Origin of the sequence: Salimicrobium jeotgali (assembly GCF_001685435.2) — a bacterium.
Taxonomy (GTDB): domain Bacteria; phylum Bacillota; class Bacilli; order Bacillales; family Halobacillaceae; genus Salimicrobium; species Salimicrobium album.
The window spans coordinates 2142892-2162503 of sequence record NZ_CP011361.2 but is presented as its reverse complement, the minus strand read 5'-3'; the positions used below and the strand labels follow the sequence as shown (position 1 = coordinate 2162503).

Here is a 19612-nt window from a genome sequence, read left to right as displayed (position 1 = left end):
ATTGTTAGAATGGATAGCAATCGAATAAGCCTTCGTATATCCTCGGCGATACGGGCCGAAAGTATCTACCGGAACACCGTAAATGTTCTGACTATGAAGGCAGGAACGGTGACGTATGTGCTTACTCCTGCCTTCTCTGATCTTAAACCGGGGAGGCAGTTTTTTTATAGGTTCTGTTCAATGATTACTCAAGTAAGAAATAAACAGTCGGGAGAGAGGGAAACGTGATGGAAAAAGTAAAAGGCATGATTCTCGTTCTGGATTTCGGGAGTCAGTATAATCAGCTGATCACAAGGCGTATCCGTGAGTTTGGAGTGTACAGTGAGCTTCATTCCCACGAAATGACCGCAGAAGAGATAAAAGAATTGAACCCGAGCGGTATCGTTCTCTCCGGAGGGCCGAACAGTGTATACGGAGAAAACAGCTTCCGCTGCGATACCGACATTTTTGACCTCGACATACCGATTCTCGGCATCTGTTACGGTATGCAGCTGATCACCTATCAGTTTGGGGGTCAGGTGGAACGGACCCCGGAACGGCAGTACGGGAAAGCGGAAATCTCCGTTAAAAACGATTCCCTGCTCTTTCAGAAAACGCCGGTCGAACAGAACGTGTGGATGAGTCATAGTGATAAAGTGATCGCCGCTCCGGAAGGGTTTCAGGTGGATGCTGTCAGTCCTTCCTGCCCTGTGGCGGCCATCAGCGACAGGGAACGTCGTATGTACGGCGTACAGTTTCATCCGGAAGTCCGCCATTCCGAATACGGTAACGATCTGTTGAGAAGTTTCGTTTTTGACGTTTGTGAAGCGGAAGCGGACTGGACGATGGAACACTTCATCGAACTGGAAGTAGAGAAGATTCGGGCGGAAGTAGGAGACAGAAATGTACTTTGCGGGTTAAGCGGCGGAGTAGACTCTTCGGTCGTGGCCGGTCTTATCCACCGGGCCATCGGAGATCAGCTCACCTGCATTTTCGTCGATCACGGTCTTCTAAGGAAAGACGAAGGGGACGACGTCATGCGTTTTCTCGGCGATGGATTTAACATGAACATTATCCGTGTGGACGCGAAAGACCGTTTCCTGACGAAGCTTGCGGGCGTCGAAGATCCGGAACAGAAAAGGAAAATCATCGGTAACGAGTTCATTGAAGTTTTTGATGAAGAAGCGGCGAAACTTGAGAACGTGGACTATCTTGCTCAGGGGACTCTTTACACCGATATTATCGAAAGCGGCACGGAAACGGCTCAGACGATTAAGTCCCACCATAACGTCGGCGGCCTTCCGGAGGACATGGAGCTGAAGCTGATAGAACCTCTGAACACGTTATTTAAAGATGAGGTGCGCGAACTCGGGACCGAGCTTGGTATACCGGAACATATCGTGTGGCGCCAGCCGTTCCCGGGACCAGGGCTGTCTATACGTATCCTCGGTGCTGTAGATGAGGAAAAGCTTGAGATTGTCCGGGAATCCGATGCGATTCTGCGGGATGAAATCAAGGAAGCGGGACTGGACCGCGACATCTGGCAGTACTTCACCGTCCTTCCTAACATTAAGTCAGTCGGAGTCATGGGGGACGAGCGTACGTACGATCACACGATAGGCATCCGGGCCGTCACTTCCATCGACGGAATGACTTCGGACTGGGCGCGGATTCCGTGGCACGTTCTTGAGAAGGTGTCGACGAGACTGGTGAATGAAGTGAGTCATATTAACCGGGTCGTGTATGATGTTACGAGTAAGCCGCCGGCTACGATCGAATGGGAATAAAAAAGTGAATAAGCAACTAACGTATAATCTTGGGGATAAGGCCCATAAGTTTCTACCGGACGACCGTGAATTGTCCGACTACGTTCTGAACACCGGGGGATATTTCCTCCGGTGTAAGAGCTGAAGTGTGGAAACCCCCGGTTATGCCGGGGGTTTTTTATATGGAAGAATACGTTCAGCGAGGAGAAAATACAGGAGAGAAAAGAGGACAACAATGAAAAAATACTTCCAGTTCGACAAAAACAAAACGAACTACCGTACCGAGTTCATCGCCGGCCTTACCACATTTCTGGCAATGGCCTACATCCTTTTCGTCAACCCTTCGACGCTCGCTCTCGACGGGATTGACCAGCTGCCGGAAGGAGTTACGAGGATAGATAAAGGAGCCGTGTTCACGGCTACTGCTTTGTCCGCCGCTATCGGTACGCTCGTCATGGGTCTGTTTGCGAAATATCCGATCGCCCTCGCTCCGGGCATGGGACTGAACGCCTTCTTTGCCTATACGGTCGTACTCGGTTTCGGTATTCCATGGGAAACGGCGCTTGCCGGCGTACTTGCTTCCGGCCTTATTTTTATCGTGTTAACTGTCACCGGTCTGCGCCAGACGATCATCAACGCTATACCACCTAACCTGAAACTGGCAGTGGGAGCAGGTATAGGTTTGTATATCGCATTTATCGGTTTCCAGAATGCCGGAATCGTCGAAAATAGTGACGCTACTCTCGTACAGCTTGGTAATATTCTGGAGCCGACAACACTGCTTGCAGTCTTCGGTATTTTCGTCTCGGTGATTTTCCTCGCACTCGGCTTTCAGGGAGGCATTTTCTACGGAATGATCCTGACAGCCGTCGCCGGTATGATAACGGGTCTGATTGCAGCTCCTGCGGCACTCGGGGATGTAGTGAGCCCTGCGCCGAGCCTCGCACCTACGTTCGGAGAAGCGTTTCTGCACCTGGATGATATTTTCACGATGCAGATGCTCGGAGTCATTCTTACATTTCTTTTCGTCGATTTCTTTGATACGGCCGGGACGCTTGTCGCCGTAGCATCCCAGGCCGGGTTTATGAAAGATAATAAATTGCCGAGAGCGGGCCGTGCGCTGTTCTCCGATTCGGCAGCCACGGTCGCCGGAGCGGTTATGGGGACTTCTACAACGACGTCCTATATAGAATCCACTGCCGGGGTAGGGGCAGGGGGCCGGACCGGGTTCACCTCGGTCGTTACCGCTCTGTTTTTCCTGCTGGCACTGTTCTTCTCTCCTCTGCTCGGTATCATTACAGCAGAAGTGACAGCCCCGGCGCTGATTATCGTCGGAGTACTGATGGCCTCGTCACTTCGGGCTATCGAGTGGGATCAGTTTGAAATCGCGGTTCCCGCGTTTCTCGTTATTACGGCTATGCCGCTTACGTACAGTATCGCCACGGGGATAGCGATGGGCTTCATTTTCTATCCGCTCACAATGGCCCTGAAAGGCAGGGTGAAAGAGATTCATCCGATTATGTACGGCCTGTTCGTCATTTTTATTCTTTACTTCATCTTTTTGGCTTAACTTTTCACAAGTTGTATACTGGGTGAAAGAAAGCGAAGAAGGAGAAGATGAAAATGGCGAAAAAGAAAAAAGAAAGCAATAAAAAACGTTTCGAAGTCAAAACCGGTGAATCGATTGAAGACTGTCTGGAACGCATCCGGCTTGAAGGATTTGTACCGGTCCGCCGCACGGAAGAGCCGGTATTTGAGGAGAAAGACGGGGAAATGCAGGTAGCAGGAAGAGAAATTGTCTTTGAAGCTAAGAAAATAAATTAAAAGCCGAACATTAGAATTTAATTTTAATTAATAATTCGTATTTCATTGACACATATGGAAAAACACTGGTATGATTTGAATAGAAAAAAGCATAAAACGAACCTCATATAGAGCGATAATACGGATCGTTCGTCTCTACCTGGTCGCCGTAAATGACCGGACTATGAGGGGAGACACCCGGGATACGTACGTCCTGCGGGCACTCCTCTCAAGTCAGGGGGGAGCCGCAGGATATTTTTATGCCGGAAATCGCAGTTTGGAACTTTTAATTCAGGGGGCACAGGTATGGCTGAAGTCGGTGTTATTATGGGAAGTATTTCGGACTGGGCGATTATGGAAGAAGCGTGCACAGTCCTCGGAGAACTCGGAGTTTCTTATGAAAAAGAGATTATTTCCGCTCACAGAACTCCGGAAGATATGTTTATATACGCGGAGAAAGCGAGAGGAAAAGGTCTTAAGGTGATCATCGCAGGTGCCGGCGGGGCAGCGCATCTGCCCGGGATGGTTGCATCAAAAACGACTCTCCCGGTCATCGGGGTACCGGTGGAATCCCAATCGCTGAATGGAATCGATTCGCTGCTTTCTATCGCTCAGATGCCTGGAGGCGTGCCGGTGGCGACCGTTTCCATCGGAAAAGCCGGGGCGAAGAACGCGGGTATTCTGGCAGCTGAAATGATCGGCAGTTTTGATGAAATGACAGCGCGGGCTCTGGAATTATACAAACAGGGACTTAAAGACAAAGTGGAAGATATGAGGAGGGAACTGCATGAACGTCATTGAACCCGGCGGAACGATCGGAATTCTCGGCGGCGGCCAGCTCGGACGGATGATGGCGACAGCGGCTAAACATATGGGTTACCGGATTGCGGTGCTGGACCCTGCCGCGGACTGTCCGGCAGCTCAGGTGGCGGATATACATGTAAAGGGGGAGTATGACGATCTCGGGGCTGCCGGGGAACTCGGCCTGCACTCCGACGTCGTGACGTACGAGTTCGAAAACGTGGATGAGCGCGTATCGCAGTTTTTTGAGAATGAAGGAAAACTGCCTCAGGGCACTCTCCCTTTGGCTGTTTCACAAAACCGCGGGAAAGAGAAAGAATTTGCGGAAAAAGCTGGTATCCGCGTGCCTGCTTACCGGTTGGTAGAGACCGGGAAAGAGTTCGACCGTGCCGTAACCGACATCGGCCTTCCCGCTGTTATGAAAACAGCAAGCGGCGGGTATGACGGGAAGGGGCAGTACCTGCTCCGGAGCCAGGAAGACTGCAGTAGTGCCCGTGAGGATATCGGGGACGGCGAATATATTGTAGAGAAGTGGATAGATATCGATAAAGAAGTCTCCCAGGTCTTCACCCGGGACAGTGCGGGGTACATTTCCTTTTTTCCGGTAGCGGAAAATGTACACAAAGACCAGGTGCTGTTCACAACGACAGTTCCTGCTTCCATAAGCGATAATGAAACCCGGGAGATACGAAAGCGGACGCAGGCTCTTGCAGAAGAGCTCGGAGTGGTAGGAACGTTTGCAGTCGAATGGTTTGTAAGAGGGGGAGACGTTTACTTCAATGAAATGGCGCCCCGCCCCCACAATTCGGGACACTATACGATTGAAGCCTGCAGTGTCTCCCAGTTCGAGCAGCACATACGTGCCATCTGCGGATTGCCGCTACTTCCGGTCCATACATTTCCGGCTGCCAAAATGATTAATGTTCTGGGCAGACATCGTGATGCTCTTTTCCAGTCTCTCGAAAGTGAACAGGTTCACGTGCATGATTACGGAAAACACGAATCCCGCCCCCAGAGAAAAATGGGTCATGTTACGATAATAGGGTCGTCTCCGGACGATATAAAACTGGGCGAACCTGCCTGGTCGAAAAGCTGGTAAGGAGGAAACGGAATGATTGAACGCTATACGAGGGAAGAAATGGGAAATATCTGGGAAGAGGAGAATCGTTTCAGGGCCTGGCTGGAAGTGGAGATTCTGGCTTGTGAAGCCTGGAGTGAGCTCGGGGTCATCCCTGAGGAAGATGTAAAAAAAATACGGGAGAACGCCGGTTTTGATGTAGCCCGTATCCAGGAAATAGAAGCAGAAACGAGACACGATGTCGTAGCTTTCACCCGCGCGGTATCAGAGACGCTTGGAGAGGAACGGAAGTGGGTGCACTACGGTCTTACATCTACAGACGTTGTGGATACGGCCCTGTCTTACGTTTTGAAGCAGGCTAACGACATTTTACGCAGAGACCTCGTCAACTTCATTGAAATTCTCGGAGAAAAAGCGAAAGAGCATAAACATACGGTGATGATGGGACGTACGCACGGGGTGCATGCGGAGCCGACGACTTTCGGTCTGAAAATGGCTCTGTACTACGAAGAGATGAAGCGGCATCTGGAACGGTTCGACCTCGCGAAACGGCAGATCGAAGTAGGGAAACTGTCGGGAGCCGTCGGAACGTATGCCAATATCGATCCATACGTGGAAGAGTATGTGTGCCGAAAGCTCGGCCTTGAAGCGGCACCTGTATCCACGCAGACGCTGCAGCGGGACCGTCATGCGAACTACGTCTCGACTCTTGCTCTGATCGCCGCTTCTATCGAAAAAATATCAGTGGAAATCCGAGGCCTTCAGAAGACGGAGACCCGGGAAGTGGAGGAGTTTTTCGCCAAGGGACAGAAAGGTTCTTCCGCTATGCCGCACAAACGGAACCCGATCGGATCCGAGAATATGACGGGGATGGCCCGTGTTCTTCGCGGAGATATGGTGACGGCTCATGAAAACGTGGCGTTGTGGCATGAGAGGGACATTTCCCATTCGTCGGCGGAGCGGATCATCCTTCCCGATGTGACAATCGGGCTGAACTACATGCTGAACCGTTTCGGCAATATCGTGAAAAACTTGACGGTCTTTCCCGAACGGATGAAGGAAAATATGGAGAAAACCTACGGACTGATCTTCTCTCAGCGTGTGCTTCTTACACTTATCGATGAAGGAATGGTAAGGGAGGAAGCTTATGACCTTGTCCAGCCGAAAGCGATGGAAGCCTGGGAGCGCGGCGTGCCGTTCCGGGAGCTGATTGAATCCGACGACAGGATAACGTCCGTCCTTTCCGGAGAGCAGCTGGAAGCATGCTTCGATTACCGGCACCATTTGAAAAACGTCGATCGTATTTTTGAACGGATCGGTCTTGCTTAACAAAACAGAGGCATCCGGTGGCTTCCGGATGCCCTTCCATTATTCATGAACAGGAGTGAGCGGATGAAAGAGTTGCTGTACGAAGGAAAAGCGAAGAAAGTTTTTTGTACGGAAGAACCGGAAGAACTTTTACTCGAATACAAGGATGACGCCACTGCTTTTAACGGAAAGAAAAAAGAAGCGTTCCGGGGTAAAGGAGAACTGAATAACAAAATATCCTCGAAGATTTTCACCCTGCTTGAAGAAAAAGGGACCCCCACTCATTTTCTGAAAGAGCTCAGTGATACCGAACAGCTGGTCACGAGAACATCCATCATTCCGCTTGAAGTGGTCGTCCGTAATAAAGCTGCCGGAAGTCTGGTCCGGAGAATCGGTATCGAGGATGGAATGTCCCTCCATCCGCCGCTTATTGAACTTTTTTATAAAAACGATGACCTTGATGACCCGCTGATCAATGACCGTCACGCTCTGCTTCTTGCTGATGTAACACATAAGGAACTGATGGCTATCAAGGAAGAAGCTTTAAAAGTGAACGACGTACTGCTTGAAATTTTTGAAGATTGCGACTTGTCGCTCGTTGATTTTAAACTCGAATTCGGGAGAACAGAAGGCGGGAATCTTCTTCTTTCCGATGAGGTATCCCCTGATACATGCAGGCTCCGGGATAAACAGACCGGCGCGAAGATGGATAAGGATGTATTCCGTGAGGGAACCGGAGAACTTGTTCCTGTATATGAAAATATTCTGCAACGCCTGGAGGGTGCTACATGTGCAAAGTAAATATTTATATCACGCTGAAAGAAGCGGTTCTTGACCCGCAGGGAAAAGTCATATCCCAGTCTTTGAAAGACCTGGAATACGATGGAGTGCGGGACGTTCGTACCGGTAAGTATCTGCAGGTGGAGCTGGCCGACCGGGAAAATGCGGAGAAGAAAATCGAGGATATGTGCAACCGTCTGCTGGCGAACCCGGTCATCGAGGACTACACGTATACGATTGAGGAGGTTGTCTGAGTGAAATTTGCGGTTATAGTGTTTCCCGGGTCGAACTGTGATGAGGATATGTACCATGCTGTTTCCGAAGTTCTTCAGGAAGAAGCGGAAATGGTCTGGTTTGAAGAGGCGGATCTCGATAAATATGACGGTGTACTGCTGCCGGGCGGGTTCTCCTATGGCGATTATCTCCGGTCGGGAGCCGTGGCTTCCGTTTCCAAAGTGATCGCTCAGGTAAGGGAGTTCATCGCGGCAGGAAAACCTGTACTGGGTGTATGCAACGGCTTTCAGGTACTTCTTGAAATGGGAGAGCTGCCGGGGGCTATGCTCAAGAACAGAGACCTGAAATTCATCTGCCGGGAAGAAAGCCTGACCGTGGAGCAGACGGACACGATGTTCACGTCCCGCTATGAAGAAGGGGAGACGATTTCGTTACCGGTCGCCCACGGGGAAGGGAACTATTACTGTGATGAAGCTGTGCTTGAGAAACTGAGAGAGAACCGTCAGATCGCTTTCACTTATAAAAATAACCCGAACGGATCCACCGGTAATATCGCCGGAATCACGAACGAAGCGGGGAACGTTCTCGGTATGATGCCCCATCCGGAGAGAGCCGTCGAGAAACTGCTCGGGAACGATGATGGTCTTCGTATTTTCGAATCGATTCTGACCCACTGGAGGGACGCACATGTCGTTAGTAACTGAATGGACACCGGAAACCATTGAAACGGAACAGGTATACAAAGAAATGGGAGTGACCGATGAAGAGTTCGCCTATATCAAAAGAGTGCTCGGGCGTGCGCCGAATTACACGGAACTCGGACTCTTTTCCGTTATGTGGTCGGAACACTGCAGTTATAAGCACTCAAAGACGCTTCTGAAACAATTCCCGACGGATGGAAAACACGTGTTGCAAGGTCCCGGCGAAGGAGCGGGAGTGGTTGACATCGGTGACGGACAGGCTGTCGTTTTCAAGATTGAAAGCCATAACCATCCGTCCGCTGTCGAACCGTATCAGGGAGCTGCGACAGGCGTCGGCGGAATTTTGCGTGACGTATTTTCCATGGGGGCGAAACCGATCGCCCTCCTCAACTCTCTCCGTTTCGGCTCCCTCGAGCGGTCCAGGGTGAAATACCTGTTCAGGGAAGTAGTGCATGGGATATCGGGATATGGAAACTGTGTCGGCGTGCCGACGGTGGGCGGTGAGGTACAGTTTGATGATGCCTATAACGGAAACCCGCTCGTCAATGCGATGTGTGTCGGTCTCATTAACCATGAAGACGTCCAGCAGGGGATAGCGAAAGGGACCGGGAACTCCGTCATGTATGCCGGAGCGAAAACGGGAAGAGACGGAATCCACGGGGCCACATTCGCCTCCGAAGAGCTGAGTGAGGACAGCGAATCGAAGCGTCCGTCCGTACAGGTGGGGGACCCGTTCATGGAGAAACTCCTGATAGAAGCCTGTCTTGAGGTCATCCATTACGAGGCGCTCGTCGGTATCCAGGACATGGGGGCGGCAGGGCTGACGTCATCTGCCAGTGAAATGGCAAGTAAAGCAGGAACGGGCCTCCGGATGAACCTGGATTTCGTCCCTCAGCGGGAAATGGGGATGACCCCTTACGAAATGATGCTCTCCGAATCCCAGGAACGCATGCTTCTCGTCGTTGAAAGAGGGCGGGAGGAAGAAATTGCGAAGGTGTTTGAAAAGTATGGACTGGAGGCAGTGACTGTCGGTGAAGTAACGGAAGATAAAAGATTCGTCCTCGAGCATAAAGGGGTAACCGTGGCCGATGTCCCGGTGGACAGTCTGGCAGAGGATGCTCCGGTGTATCAGCCGGAAGCACGGGAACCCGGCTATTATGAAGAATTCAGGAAAACCGACTACGTTCCGGAGGTACGGAATCCGAGAAATGTTCTGCGGGCCCTGCTGAAACAGCCGACCATTGCCAGTAAAGAATGGGTCTACGATCAGTACGACACGATGGTTCAGACGAACACGGTAGTGAAGCCCGGATCCGATGCCGCAGTGCTTCGTGTTAAAGGGACGGATAAAGCGGTGGCAATGACGACGGACGGAAACTCGAGGTACATTTATCTCGATCCTGAAACCGGCGGGAAGATAGCGGTGGCCGAAGCTGCCAGGAATATCATCGCTTCCGGAGGAGAACCTCTTGCGATTACGGATGGGCTGAATTTCGGCTCTCCGGAGAACCCCGAAGTGTACTGGCAGATGCAGGGAGCGGTCCGGGGGATGAGCGGGGCCTGCAGCGTTCTGGGCACCCCGGTCATCAGCGGAAACGTCTCCCTGTACAATGAAGCTGCGGGAGGTCAGGCGATTTACCCGACGCCCGTAGTGGGGATGGTGGGACTTGTGAAAGAAACCTCCCACATCACTACCTCCGACGTAAAAAATGCGGAGGACCTCCTCTATGTAGTAGGGGGAGCGGAAAGAGAGTTCGGCGGAAGTGAACTCCAGGGAATGCTGGAAGGAAAGCACTTTGGCCGGGCTCCTCACATAAATCTTGAGACGGAACAAAGAAGACAGCAGCAGGTGCTGGAAGCGATCAGGAAAGGTGCCGTTTCTTCCGCGCACGATATATCGGAAGGGGGGCTGGCTGTCGCTCTGGTCGAAAGTCTATTCGCGGAAGAACTCGGGTGCGAAGTGGAAATCGAAGGAGAAACCGTAACAGAACTGTTTGCCGAAACCCAGTCCCGTTTTCTTATATCAATCAGACGGGAGAAGCAGACCGAAATAGAGGAACTTATTCCGGAGGCCCGTTTCCTCGGAAAAGCGGCGGCACACGGAAGGTTCCACATTATCAAAAACGGCGCCACGATCATCGATGAACCTATACAAACGCTGAAAGCGGATTGGAAAGGAGCTATTCCATGCCTGGTGAAATCAGAGGGCTGAACGAAGAATGTGGAGTGTTCGGAGTGTTCGGACATCCGGAAGCGGCCCAGCTTACGTACTACGGGCTTCACGCCCTGCAGCACCGGGGCCAGGAAGGAGCCGGTGTGGTAACGACGGACGGGGAAAATGTGCATGCCGTCAAAGGGCACGGTCTCGTCAATGAAGTATTCTCGGAGAATCAGCTGGTGGAACTGGTCGGACACGCGAGCGTCGGTCACGTACGGTACGCGACGGCCGGAGACGGAGGATATGAAAACATTCAGCCTCTTCTGTTCCGTACACAGAAGGAAAGTATGGCTCTCGCTCACAACGGGAATCTCGTAAACGCTCAAGGGCTGAAGAATCAGCTGGAAGCACAGGGAAGCATCCTTCAGACGACGTCGGATACAGAAGTGATCGCCCACCTGATCCAGCGGGCCGGGAACGTATACAAAGAAGAAGCGATTGCGCAGGCTCTGTCCATGGTAAAGGGAGCGTATTCGCTGGCGATCCTTACGGAAACCTGTATGTACGTGGCTATGGACCCGCGGGGACTGAGGCCGTTATCGATCGGAAAACTGGGGGATGCCTACATTGTCTCCTCAGAGACATGCGCCTTTGATGTCATCGGGGCGACCCACGTCCGGGAAGTGAAACCCGGTGAACTGATCAAAATTGATGAAGATGGAATGAAATCGAGACGATTCACCTCCAAAATTCAGCGCACCCTCTGTTCCATGGAATACGTATATTTCTCGAGACCGGACAGTGATCTGGATGGCAAAAACGTCCACGCCTCCCGAAAAACGATGGGACGGAAGCTTGCGGAGGAGTCCTTTGTGGAAGCGGACGTTGTAACCGGAGTGCCTGATTCCAGTATTTCTGCCGCTATCGGCTATGCCGAGGAAGCGTCCCTTCCATACGAGCTCGGTCTGATCAAAAACCGGTATGTCGGGCGGACGTTCATTCAGCCTTCCCAGGAACTGCGGGAACAGGGAGTGAAAATGAAGCTGTCGGCCGTCCGCGGTATCGTCGAAGGGAAGCGGGTCGTAATGGTCGATGACTCCATTGTCCGGGGAACGACAAGCCGGCGGATCGTCCAGATGCTGAAAGATGCAGGAGCGACCGAAGTACATGTGCGTATCGCCTCCCCGCCCATCAAAAACCCGTGCTACTACGGCATTGATACGTCGACCTCCGGCGAGTTACTGGCTGCGACCCGTACTTTGGAGGAAATGAAAGAGGAAATCGGAGCGGACTCGCTGCATTTTCTTAGTACCGATGGGCTGGAGTCATCAATTCATGAAGGTGAACAATCGCTTGAGCACGGGAGCTGTCAGGCCTGTTTTACGGGAAATTATCCGACCGAAATCTTCCCTTCCACGATACCCCCTTATGAAAAGGAGTAGCTGATATGAGTGAAGCGTACAAGAAAGCCGGCGTCGATGTCGAAGCCGGTTACGAAGCAGTAGCAAGAATGAAAAAGCACGTGTCTTCCACGTATCGTCCTGAGGTTATGGGAGAGCTCGGTTCTTTCGGGGGGCTCTTTGATATAAGCGGACACCGTTATGAGGAACCCGTACTCATCACCGGAACGGACGGGGTAGGGACGAAGCTTAAGCTAGCCTTTGAAACCGGAAAACACGATACGGTAGGAGTGGACCTCGTAGCCATGTGTGTGAACGATATTGCGGCTCAGGGAGCGGACCCTCTGCTGTTTCTCGATTATATCGGGTGTGGAAAGAATGATCCCGAAGTGATTGAAGCGATCGTTCAGGGAATTGCTGCAGGCTGCCGGGAAGCGGGATGTGCGCTCATCGGAGGCGAAACGGCGGAAATGCCGGGGATGTACAAACAATCGGAATACGACCTGGCCGGGTTCACAGTCGGCATGGCCGGGAAACAGGACGTTCTTACCGGAGATAAAGTGAAAGAGGGGGACGTACTCATCGGACTCCCGTCCTCCGGTGTCCATTCCAACGGCTTCTCGCTCGTCCGCAGCATTCTGGACCAGCATAATCTCTCTCTCGAAGAATCTTATACTCTTCCGGCCCCTTTAAAGGAAGTACTGCTTACCCCCACTTCTATTTATGTCAAAGACATACAGAAGTTGAGAGAAGCGGTGGAACTGCACGGCATCGCCCATATTACGGGAGGCGGTTTTTATGAAAACATTCCGCGCATGCTTCCGCCCGGTCTTGGTGCTAAAATAAACGCATCACTTTTTTCTGTTCCTGAGATTTTTTCTTTCCTTAAAGAATATGGGGAGCTTAGTGATCAGGATATGTACAGCACCTTCAACATGGGTATCGGTATGGTAATCGCCCTTTCTGAAGAAGAGGCAGGGGCGGCCTGCGGTGCGGTGGACGGGGCTGTCATTATCGGAGAAGTCACAGCCGGAGAGGACGTGGAAATTATATGACGAAAATAGCTGTATTCGCTTCCGGAACCGGAACGAATTTCGATGCACTTCTTACATCGATGGAGCATAAAGAGAAGTGGGGCGAAGTATCGCTGCTCGTCAGCGACCGTCCTTCCGCGGAAGTGGTACATAAAGCGGAAGCGCGCGGCATTGAAGTCCTCTCTTTTCATCCTGCCGATTTTCAGGGAAAAGCGGGCTACGAACAAGTGATTCTCGGAGCCTGCCGGGAACATGGAATAGAATGGATCGTCCTCGCCGGATATATGCGGCTGATCGGTTCGACTCTGCTTACACCTTTTGAAGGAAGAATCGTAAATGTCCACCCATCCCTGCTGCCAAGGTTTCCTGGCAAACATGCCGTCCAACAGGCCTTTGACCAGGGAGTCGCTGTCACCGGCGTGACCGTTCATATCGTGGATGAGGGCATGGATACCGGGCCGATCCTTGAGCAGGAAGAAGTGGCGATTGAAGCGGAAGATACAATCGGGGATGTGGAACGAAAAATACAGAAGGTCGAGCACGTTCTCTATCCGAAAGTGGTGGAACGGCTCGTGAAAGGAGAGAAATCGTATGACAAAGCGGGCGCTTTTGAGCGTTTCAAATAAACAGGGGCTGAGTGATTTTGCACAAGAACTTATATCTCTCGGGTATGAACTCATTTCCACCGGAGGAACGAAACGGACGATAGAAGAGGCGGGGATAGAAGTACGCTCCATCTCGGAGATTACGGAATTTCCCGAGATCATGGACGGGCGTGTGAAAACTCTGCATCCTGCCGTGCACAGCGGTCTGCTGGTCAGACGGGATAACGGGGAAGATATGAAACAGCTCCAGGAGCTTGGTTTCGGACCGATCGACCTCGTGGCCGTGAATTTATATCCGTTTAAAGAAACGATCGCAAAAGAAGATGTAACGGAAAGAGAAGCGATTGAAAATGTTGATATAGGCGGACCGACGATGCTCCGCTCAGCAGCCAAAAATTTTGAAAACGTAACGGTCGTGACGGATCCCGCGGACTACGATGAAATCGTGGAAGGACTGAAACGTGGAGACCTTACTTATGAATTCCGGCGCAGTCTCGCTGCAAAAGTATTCCGTCACACGGCCCACTATGATGCGCTGATCGCCGAATATTTCACAGGTCTCAGCGGTGAGGAAGCTCCGGAGACCATTACGAAGACGTATGAACACGTGCAGAGTCTGAGGTACGGGGAGAATCCTCACCAGTCCGCTTCTTTCTACAGGGAAGTCAAAGAGGACAGAGGATCACTGGCGTATGCTGAACAGCTGCACGGAAAGGAATTGTCCTACAATAACATTCAGGATGCGAATGCGGCGCTCGAAGTGGCGGCTGAATTCACGAATCCTGCCGCGGTTGCAGTCAAACATATGAACCCTTGCGGCGTCGGCACGGCCGATGACCTGTCACAAGCTTTTGCCAAAGCATATGAAGCAGACCCCGTTTCCATATTCGGAGGAATCGTTGCTTTGAACCGGAAAGTAAATAAAGATACGGCTGAACAGCTCTCCGGCATTTTTCTTGAAATCATCATGGCTCCGGAGTACGACGAAGAAGCGTTCGGCATCCTGGCGAAAAAGAAAAACGTACGGATCATCAAAGTGGACCCTTCCATTACAGAAACGACCGGCGAGAAACTGGTGAGCGTCCGGGGCGGTCTGCTTGTACAGGATAAAGATGAAGGAAAAGTGGCTGTAACGGACCTCCGTACAGTTACGGAACGGGCACCGACGGATAAGGAACTGGAAGATCTGCTTATGTCGTGGCAGGTAGTGAAACACGTGAAATCAAATGCCATTGTTATTGCCGGAGAGGACCGGACGTTAGGTGTCGGTGCGGGGCAGATGAACCGCGTCGGTGCTGCAGCCATCGCGCTCGGTCAGGCCGGCGAGAAGGCACGGGGAGCAGTGATGGCATCTGATGCCTTCTTTCCGATGCCGGATACTGTCGAGACAGCGGCAAAGGCCGGTATTAAGGCGATCATCCAGCCGGGTGGTTCGAAAAGGGATCAGGATTCCATCGATGCCTGTAATGAACACGGAATAGCTATGGTATTTACCGGAATGCGTCATTTCAAGCACTAGGTGAAGGAGGCTTCTATGAACTTTTTAATCGTAGGCAGTGGCGGCAGGGAACACAGTATTGTCCAGAAACTGGCCGGGCATCAGCACACAGTACACGCAGCTCCGGGGAATGACGGCATGGAAGAGGCAAAACGTGTGGATATTCCGGAGACGGATTTTGAAAGCCTGGCGCGTTACGCAGAAGAGGAGAATATCGACTGGACCATTATCGGCCCGGAAGCTCCTTTGTCAGCGGGGATCGTGGATGTGTTCAGGGAAAAAGGACAGAAAGTATTCGGCCCCGATCAGTCGGCGGCCGTTATCGAAGGAAGCAAACATTTCGCCAAACAGCTGATGAACAAGCACGGCATACCGACGGCTGCTTACGGAGCTTTTACGGATGTGGATGAAGCTCACAGGTACATCAGGGAACAGGGAGCGCCCATCGTAGTGAAAGCCGACGGTCTTGCAGCAGGTAAAGGTGTCATCATAGCTGAGACTGTACGGGAAGCGGAAGAAGCGGTCCGTTCCATGCTGGAAGATGAGGAGTTCGGAGAAGCAGGTCGTGAAGTGGTGGTCGAAGAGTATCTGGAAGGGAAAGAATTTTCCCTCATGGCGTTCGTCGAAGGCGACCGCGTCTATCCGATGCTTCCGGCTCGTGATCATAAGAAAGCTTTTGACGGGGATGAAGGTCCTAACACGGGAGGCATGGGCGCATTCTCGCCTGTCCCCGGTGTGACGGATGCGAAAGTGCAGGAAGCTGTCGGACAGATACTGCAGCCTGCAGCGGACGCAATGGTGGAGGAAGGCCGGCCGTTCCAGGGGATTCTGTACGCGGGCCTGATAGAAACGGCGGACGGGATGAAAGTGATTGAATTTAACGCCCGGTTCGGTGATCCCGAGACACAGGTCGTCCTGCCTCTTCTTGAAAATGATCTGGCACGGGTAATTACTGACGTTACGGCAGGGAAGGACCCGTCCCTCGAGTGGAAAAATTCGTGTTCTGTCGGAGTAGTGCTCGCCTCTGCCGGCTATCCGGGTGCATACGAAAAAGGAAAAGAACTCCCGGGTCATGGTTGTGAAGGCAGCCACTTCACTTATGCCGGCGTTACAAGAGAAGGGGAAACGTTCCGGGGCGGGGGCGGCCGGGTTCTGATGGCCGGAGCCACAGGAGCTGATCTGAAGGAAGCCAGACAGGCGGTACAGAAAGCCCTGGAGCCGTTCGATGCCAGTGACTGTTTTTATTACCGGAAAGACATAGCAGAACATATATAGAAATTCGCCTCCACAATAGTGTGGAGGTTTTTTTGTGCCGTTGCAGCGGGTAACTGCCGCCTGAGGGGAACTGAAAGCTTTTTCAGGGGCAGGAGGTCCATGGAAAAACTCGGGAACTTTATATTTTCAGTGTTTTGTCACGTTTCGTTTAGTAAATAGGGAGAAGTGTGTGTTATTATGAAAAAAATAGCAGGAGGCGATGTCAGTGAACGAACAACGGTTCCGCTGGAGGAACAAGCAGTTACGCGACCACGCGGATGTAATTGATGGAAACCTGGCGCCTACGAAGGTGCTTAAACATATAACGTATTTGAACGTATTTCTGAAACAGTGGATGACAGGGAACATATGGATTTTTGAAGACCGGATCGTTTACGTCGGAACAGAGATGCCACCGAACCTTGATGGAACGGAAATCATTGAAGGTGACGGAGATTATGCCGTGCCCGGTTACATAGAGCCCCACGCTCACCCGTTTCAGCTTTACAATCCCCAGTCGCTGGCGGAATATGCGGCCTGGACAGGCACTACCACCGTTATCAATGATAATCTGATGTGGTTATTTTTAACGGACAAAAAGAAAGCGTTTTCTTTACTGGAGGAATGTATGAAACTGCCGGTCTCCATGTTCTGGTGGGGACGCTTCGATTTTCAGACTACGCTGCGGGAAGAAAAGCAGGAGAAGCTGGAGGAACAGCTCCCTGAATGGTTTACTCATGATGCGGTTGTACAGGGCGGCGAACTGACAGCCTGGCCGGAACTTCTGTATGGAAAAGACGATCAGATTCTGCACTGGATGCAGGAAGTGAGAAAAGCGAGAAAACGGGTGGAAGGTCATCTCCCGGGAGCATCGGAAAACACACTCACCAAAATGAAACTTCTCGGGCTCGACGGGGATCATGAAAGTATGACCGCTGATGACGTCGTGAAGAGAGTGGAACTCGGTTATGAGACAGGTGTCCGTCACTCCTCGATCCGGCCGGACCTTCCGCAAATAATGGAAGGGCTGGTGGAGAAGGACTTCCAGGCTTTCGACCGGCTGATGTATACGACGGACGGGTCGACCCCGGGATTCTATAAAGACGGCGTCATAGATAACTGTATAGATATAGCTTTGAAAGCAGGCATACCGGAGATAGAAGCGTACTTGATGGCAACGATCTATCCGGCACGGCATTTCGGACTGGATGAGCGGCTTGGAGCTCTTGCGCCCGGCCATATCGCACATGTGAACCTGCTTGACAGTAAAGACCGGCCTTCTCCTCACTCTGTGCTTGCCAAAGGGGAATGGGTGAAGAAGAGAGAAAAGGATGTCCACACGAAAGTGAAGCTTGACTGGGCGAGTGCGGAAATCGTGCCTCTTTCTCTCGACTGGTCGCTGGGCATCGAAGAACTCCAGTTTTCGATGCCGGTTGGAATGGATATGGTGAATGATGTTATTATGAAACCATATGCTGTCGAATCCAACACGTCCGTCGAACAGCTGCCGGAGACGACCAATGAAGCGTTCCTTACACTACTGGACAGGGAAGGTACCTGGAAGGTCAACACGCTTTTACGAGGATTCACTTCGAGTCTTGGCGCCCTTTCAAGTTCTTATTCGACGACCGGCGATATTATTCTGCTCGGGAAATCAAAAGAAGATATGGTGCTGGCATTTGAGCGTATGGAAGAAATAGGCGGAGGTATTGTGCTGGTGCACGATAAAAAAGTCGTGTTTGAAATGCCGCTTGCTTACGGTGGTATGATGTCCAGGGAACCTTTTGAGGAACTGATGGAGCAGGAAAGCGTGCTGAAAGAGAAACTCTGTGAGTACGGCTATTGCTTCGGGGACCCGGTATATACCCTGTTCTTTCTCAGTTCGACCCACCTGCCTTACGTACGGATTACCCCGCGCGGGCTGATGGATGTGAAAAAGAAAGAGGTACTCTTTCCTGCAATAATGCGTTAAAATGGTAAAAGAAATTCAAACGGAGGAGGGATGAAAGTAATGCAGATAGATAAACTAAGAGGAAAGACGCTCGATCAGCTGTTCGAAGCCATTCTTTCCCTGCAGGACACCGAAGAGTGCTACCGCTTTTTTGATGACCTCGCCACGATGAACGAAGTACAGTCACTGGCACAGCGTCTGGAAGTAGCCCGCATGCTCGAAGAGGGTCATACGTATCATAAAATCGAAACGGATACCGGAGCGTCTACTGCCACTATTTCAAGGGTGAAACGCGCCCTGAATTACGGAAATGATATGTACACGGAAGTACTGGACCGCGTCCAAAGCTACAAAACAAAATAAAGGACTATAAGACGAATATAGGATCGAAGAATGACCCCGGCGTGATGCCGGGGTCATCTTCATGACTTCAAGGCAGAGAAATCATGATCAGAAAGTTACATAATAACCAGGAACGAATCTTCCTTTTAGAAAAATGGTCCGGTAAATACGTAGGCTGCCACTGTGGTTCCGTGCTTTTTTTGGTATAATAATAAAATGGAGTAAAGAGGTGTAGCGAATGAAAAATTGGAAGCATGCGTTTAAATTGGATCCGAATAAAGATATAACGGAAGAAGAAATCCGCAGAGTCTGTGAGTCGGGGACCGATGCCGTCATCGTCGGCGGGACAGACGGGGTGACGTTCGATAACGTCTGGAATCTGTTCGAACAGATCGAGCCGTATGATGTGCCGCTCGTACTTGAAATATCCGACATGGAAGCGGTGGTGCCCGGGTTCGATTATTATTTCGTGCCCGCAGTACTGAACAGTAAAGACAAAACCTGGGTGCTCGATATGCAGCATCAGGCGATGAAGCTGTACGGGGATATGGTGGAAGAACAGCTTATCTTCTCGGAAGGCTACTGCATAGTAAACGAAGAAGCGAAGGCTTTCCGTAAGACGAACTGTTTTCCGGTGACGGAAGAGGATATCCTCGCCTATGCCCGCCTGGTGGAGCAGCTTTTTCCGCTCCCGATTTTTTACCTGGAGTACAGCGGGAAGAAGGGGGACACCTCCCTGATCCAAAAAGTGTCAGAGGAATTATCCCGTACCCAGTTCTTTTATGGAGGCGGCATCCAGTCCAGAGAGGAAGCCGAGGAAATACAGGGCATGGTGGATACGATGATCGTCGGTAACATAATCTACGAAGATTTCGAAACTGCGCTTCAGACCGTACCTGAGTAAAAGAAAGGATGATAGA

18 protein-coding genes and 3 riboswitches are annotated in these 19612 nt (G+C 51.4%); all 18 genes read left to right on the top strand.

The features are described from left to right. The first annotated feature begins 12 nt into the window (after positions 1–12). Positions 13–114, top strand: a riboswitch (purine riboswitch). A gap of 113 nt (positions 115–227) precedes the next feature. After that, positions 228–1766 (top strand): glutamine-hydrolyzing GMP synthase, encoded by a 1539-nt coding sequence (gene guaA / locus AAV35_RS10815; protein ID WP_008588198.1) that lies wholly within the window; start codon positions 228–230, stop codon positions 1764–1766. Next, positions 1766–1867: riboswitch (purine riboswitch) on the top strand. Its footprint overlaps the gene before it by 1 nt. Positions 1868–1980: 113 nt before the next feature. Further along, a complete protein-coding gene (locus tag AAV35_RS10810; protein WP_008588200.1) occupies positions 1981–3315 on the top strand; it encodes an NCS2 family permease in 1335 nt (444 codons plus the stop codon). A 53-nt stretch (positions 3316–3368) separates the two neighbouring features. After that, positions 3369–3569 (top strand): NETI motif-containing protein, encoded by a 201-nt coding sequence (locus tag AAV35_RS10805; RefSeq protein WP_008588202.1) that lies wholly within the window; start codon positions 3369–3371, stop codon positions 3567–3569. Between the two features lie 83 nt (positions 3570–3652). Then, a riboswitch (purine riboswitch) is annotated at positions 3653–3753 on the top strand. 101 nt (positions 3754–3854) lie between these two features. Beyond that, positions 3855–4349, top strand: coding sequence for a 5-(carboxyamino)imidazole ribonucleotide mutase (gene purE, locus AAV35_RS10800; protein ID WP_008588204.1), 495 nt, complete (start codon positions 3855–3857; stop codon positions 4347–4349). Next, a complete protein-coding gene (gene purK, locus AAV35_RS10795) occupies positions 4336–5448 on the top strand; it encodes a 5-(carboxyamino)imidazole ribonucleotide synthase (RefSeq protein ID WP_008588206.1) in 1113 nt (370 codons plus the stop codon). Before purE ends, purK begins: the two co-directional genes overlap by 14 nt. Positions 5449–5460: 12 nt before the next feature. Beyond that, on the top strand, positions 5461–6756 hold the full coding sequence (purB, locus tag AAV35_RS10790; RefSeq protein WP_008588208.1) for an adenylosuccinate lyase: 1296 nt from the start codon (positions 5461–5463) through the stop codon (positions 6754–6756). Between the two features lie 63 nt (positions 6757–6819). Then, positions 6820–7536 carry a phosphoribosylaminoimidazolesuccinocarboxamide synthase gene (gene purC / locus AAV35_RS10785; RefSeq protein WP_008588210.1) on the top strand — a complete coding sequence of 239 codons (717 nt, stop codon included), beginning with the start codon at positions 6820–6822 and terminating at the stop codon, positions 7534–7536. Continuing rightward, a complete protein-coding gene (gene purS / locus AAV35_RS10780) occupies positions 7524–7769 on the top strand; it encodes a phosphoribosylformylglycinamidine synthase subunit PurS (protein ID WP_008588212.1) in 246 nt (81 codons plus the stop codon). The genes purC and purS overlap by 13 nt, the downstream gene beginning before the upstream one ends. Continuing rightward, complete coding sequence (gene purQ, locus AAV35_RS10775) at positions 7770–8453, top strand: phosphoribosylformylglycinamidine synthase subunit PurQ (protein WP_008588214.1); 684 nt, start codon at positions 7770–7772, stop codon at positions 8451–8453. Then, positions 8437–10662 carry a phosphoribosylformylglycinamidine synthase subunit PurL gene (gene purL, locus AAV35_RS10770; protein WP_008588216.1) on the top strand — a complete coding sequence of 742 codons (2226 nt, stop codon included), beginning with the start codon at positions 8437–8439 and terminating at the stop codon, positions 10660–10662. Before purQ ends, purL begins: the two co-directional genes overlap by 17 nt. Next, on the top strand, positions 10638–12050 hold the full coding sequence (purF, locus tag AAV35_RS10765; RefSeq protein WP_008588218.1) for an amidophosphoribosyltransferase: 1413 nt from the start codon (positions 10638–10640) through the stop codon (positions 12048–12050). The genes purL and purF overlap by 25 nt, the downstream gene beginning before the upstream one ends. A gap of 5 nt (positions 12051–12055) precedes the next feature. Then, a complete protein-coding gene (gene purM, locus AAV35_RS10760; protein WP_008588220.1) occupies positions 12056–13063 on the top strand; it encodes a phosphoribosylformylglycinamidine cyclo-ligase in 1008 nt (335 codons plus the stop codon). Continuing rightward, positions 13060–13668 carry a phosphoribosylglycinamide formyltransferase gene (purN, locus tag AAV35_RS10755; protein ID WP_008588222.1) on the top strand — a complete coding sequence of 203 codons (609 nt, stop codon included), beginning with the start codon at positions 13060–13062 and terminating at the stop codon, positions 13666–13668. The genes purM and purN overlap by 4 nt, the downstream gene beginning before the upstream one ends. Next, positions 13634–15166, top strand: a complete 1533-nt coding sequence (gene purH, locus AAV35_RS10750; RefSeq protein WP_008588224.1) for a bifunctional phosphoribosylaminoimidazolecarboxamide formyltransferase/IMP cyclohydrolase — start codon at positions 13634–13636, stop codon at positions 15164–15166. The genes purN and purH overlap by 35 nt, the downstream gene beginning before the upstream one ends. A 15-nt stretch (positions 15167–15181) precedes the next feature. After that, on the top strand, positions 15182–16420 hold the full coding sequence (gene purD / locus AAV35_RS10745; RefSeq protein ID WP_008588226.1) for a phosphoribosylamine--glycine ligase: 1239 nt from the start codon (positions 15182–15184) through the stop codon (positions 16418–16420). 205 nt (positions 16421–16625) lie between these two features. Then, positions 16626–18371 (top strand): adenine deaminase C-terminal domain-containing protein, encoded by a 1746-nt coding sequence (locus tag AAV35_RS10740; protein ID WP_008588228.1) that lies wholly within the window; start codon positions 16626–16628, stop codon positions 18369–18371. Positions 18372–18410: 39 nt separating this feature from the next. Next, complete coding sequence (locus AAV35_RS10735; RefSeq protein WP_008588231.1) at positions 18411–18713, top strand: YerC/YecD family TrpR-related protein; 303 nt, start codon at positions 18411–18413, stop codon at positions 18711–18713. A 217-nt stretch (positions 18714–18930) separates the two neighbouring features. Continuing rightward, on the top strand, positions 18931–19596 hold the full coding sequence (gene pcrB, locus AAV35_RS10730) for a heptaprenylglyceryl phosphate synthase (RefSeq protein ID WP_008588233.1): 666 nt from the start codon (positions 18931–18933) through the stop codon (positions 19594–19596). The last annotated feature ends 16 nt before the right edge of the window (positions 19597–19612 follow it).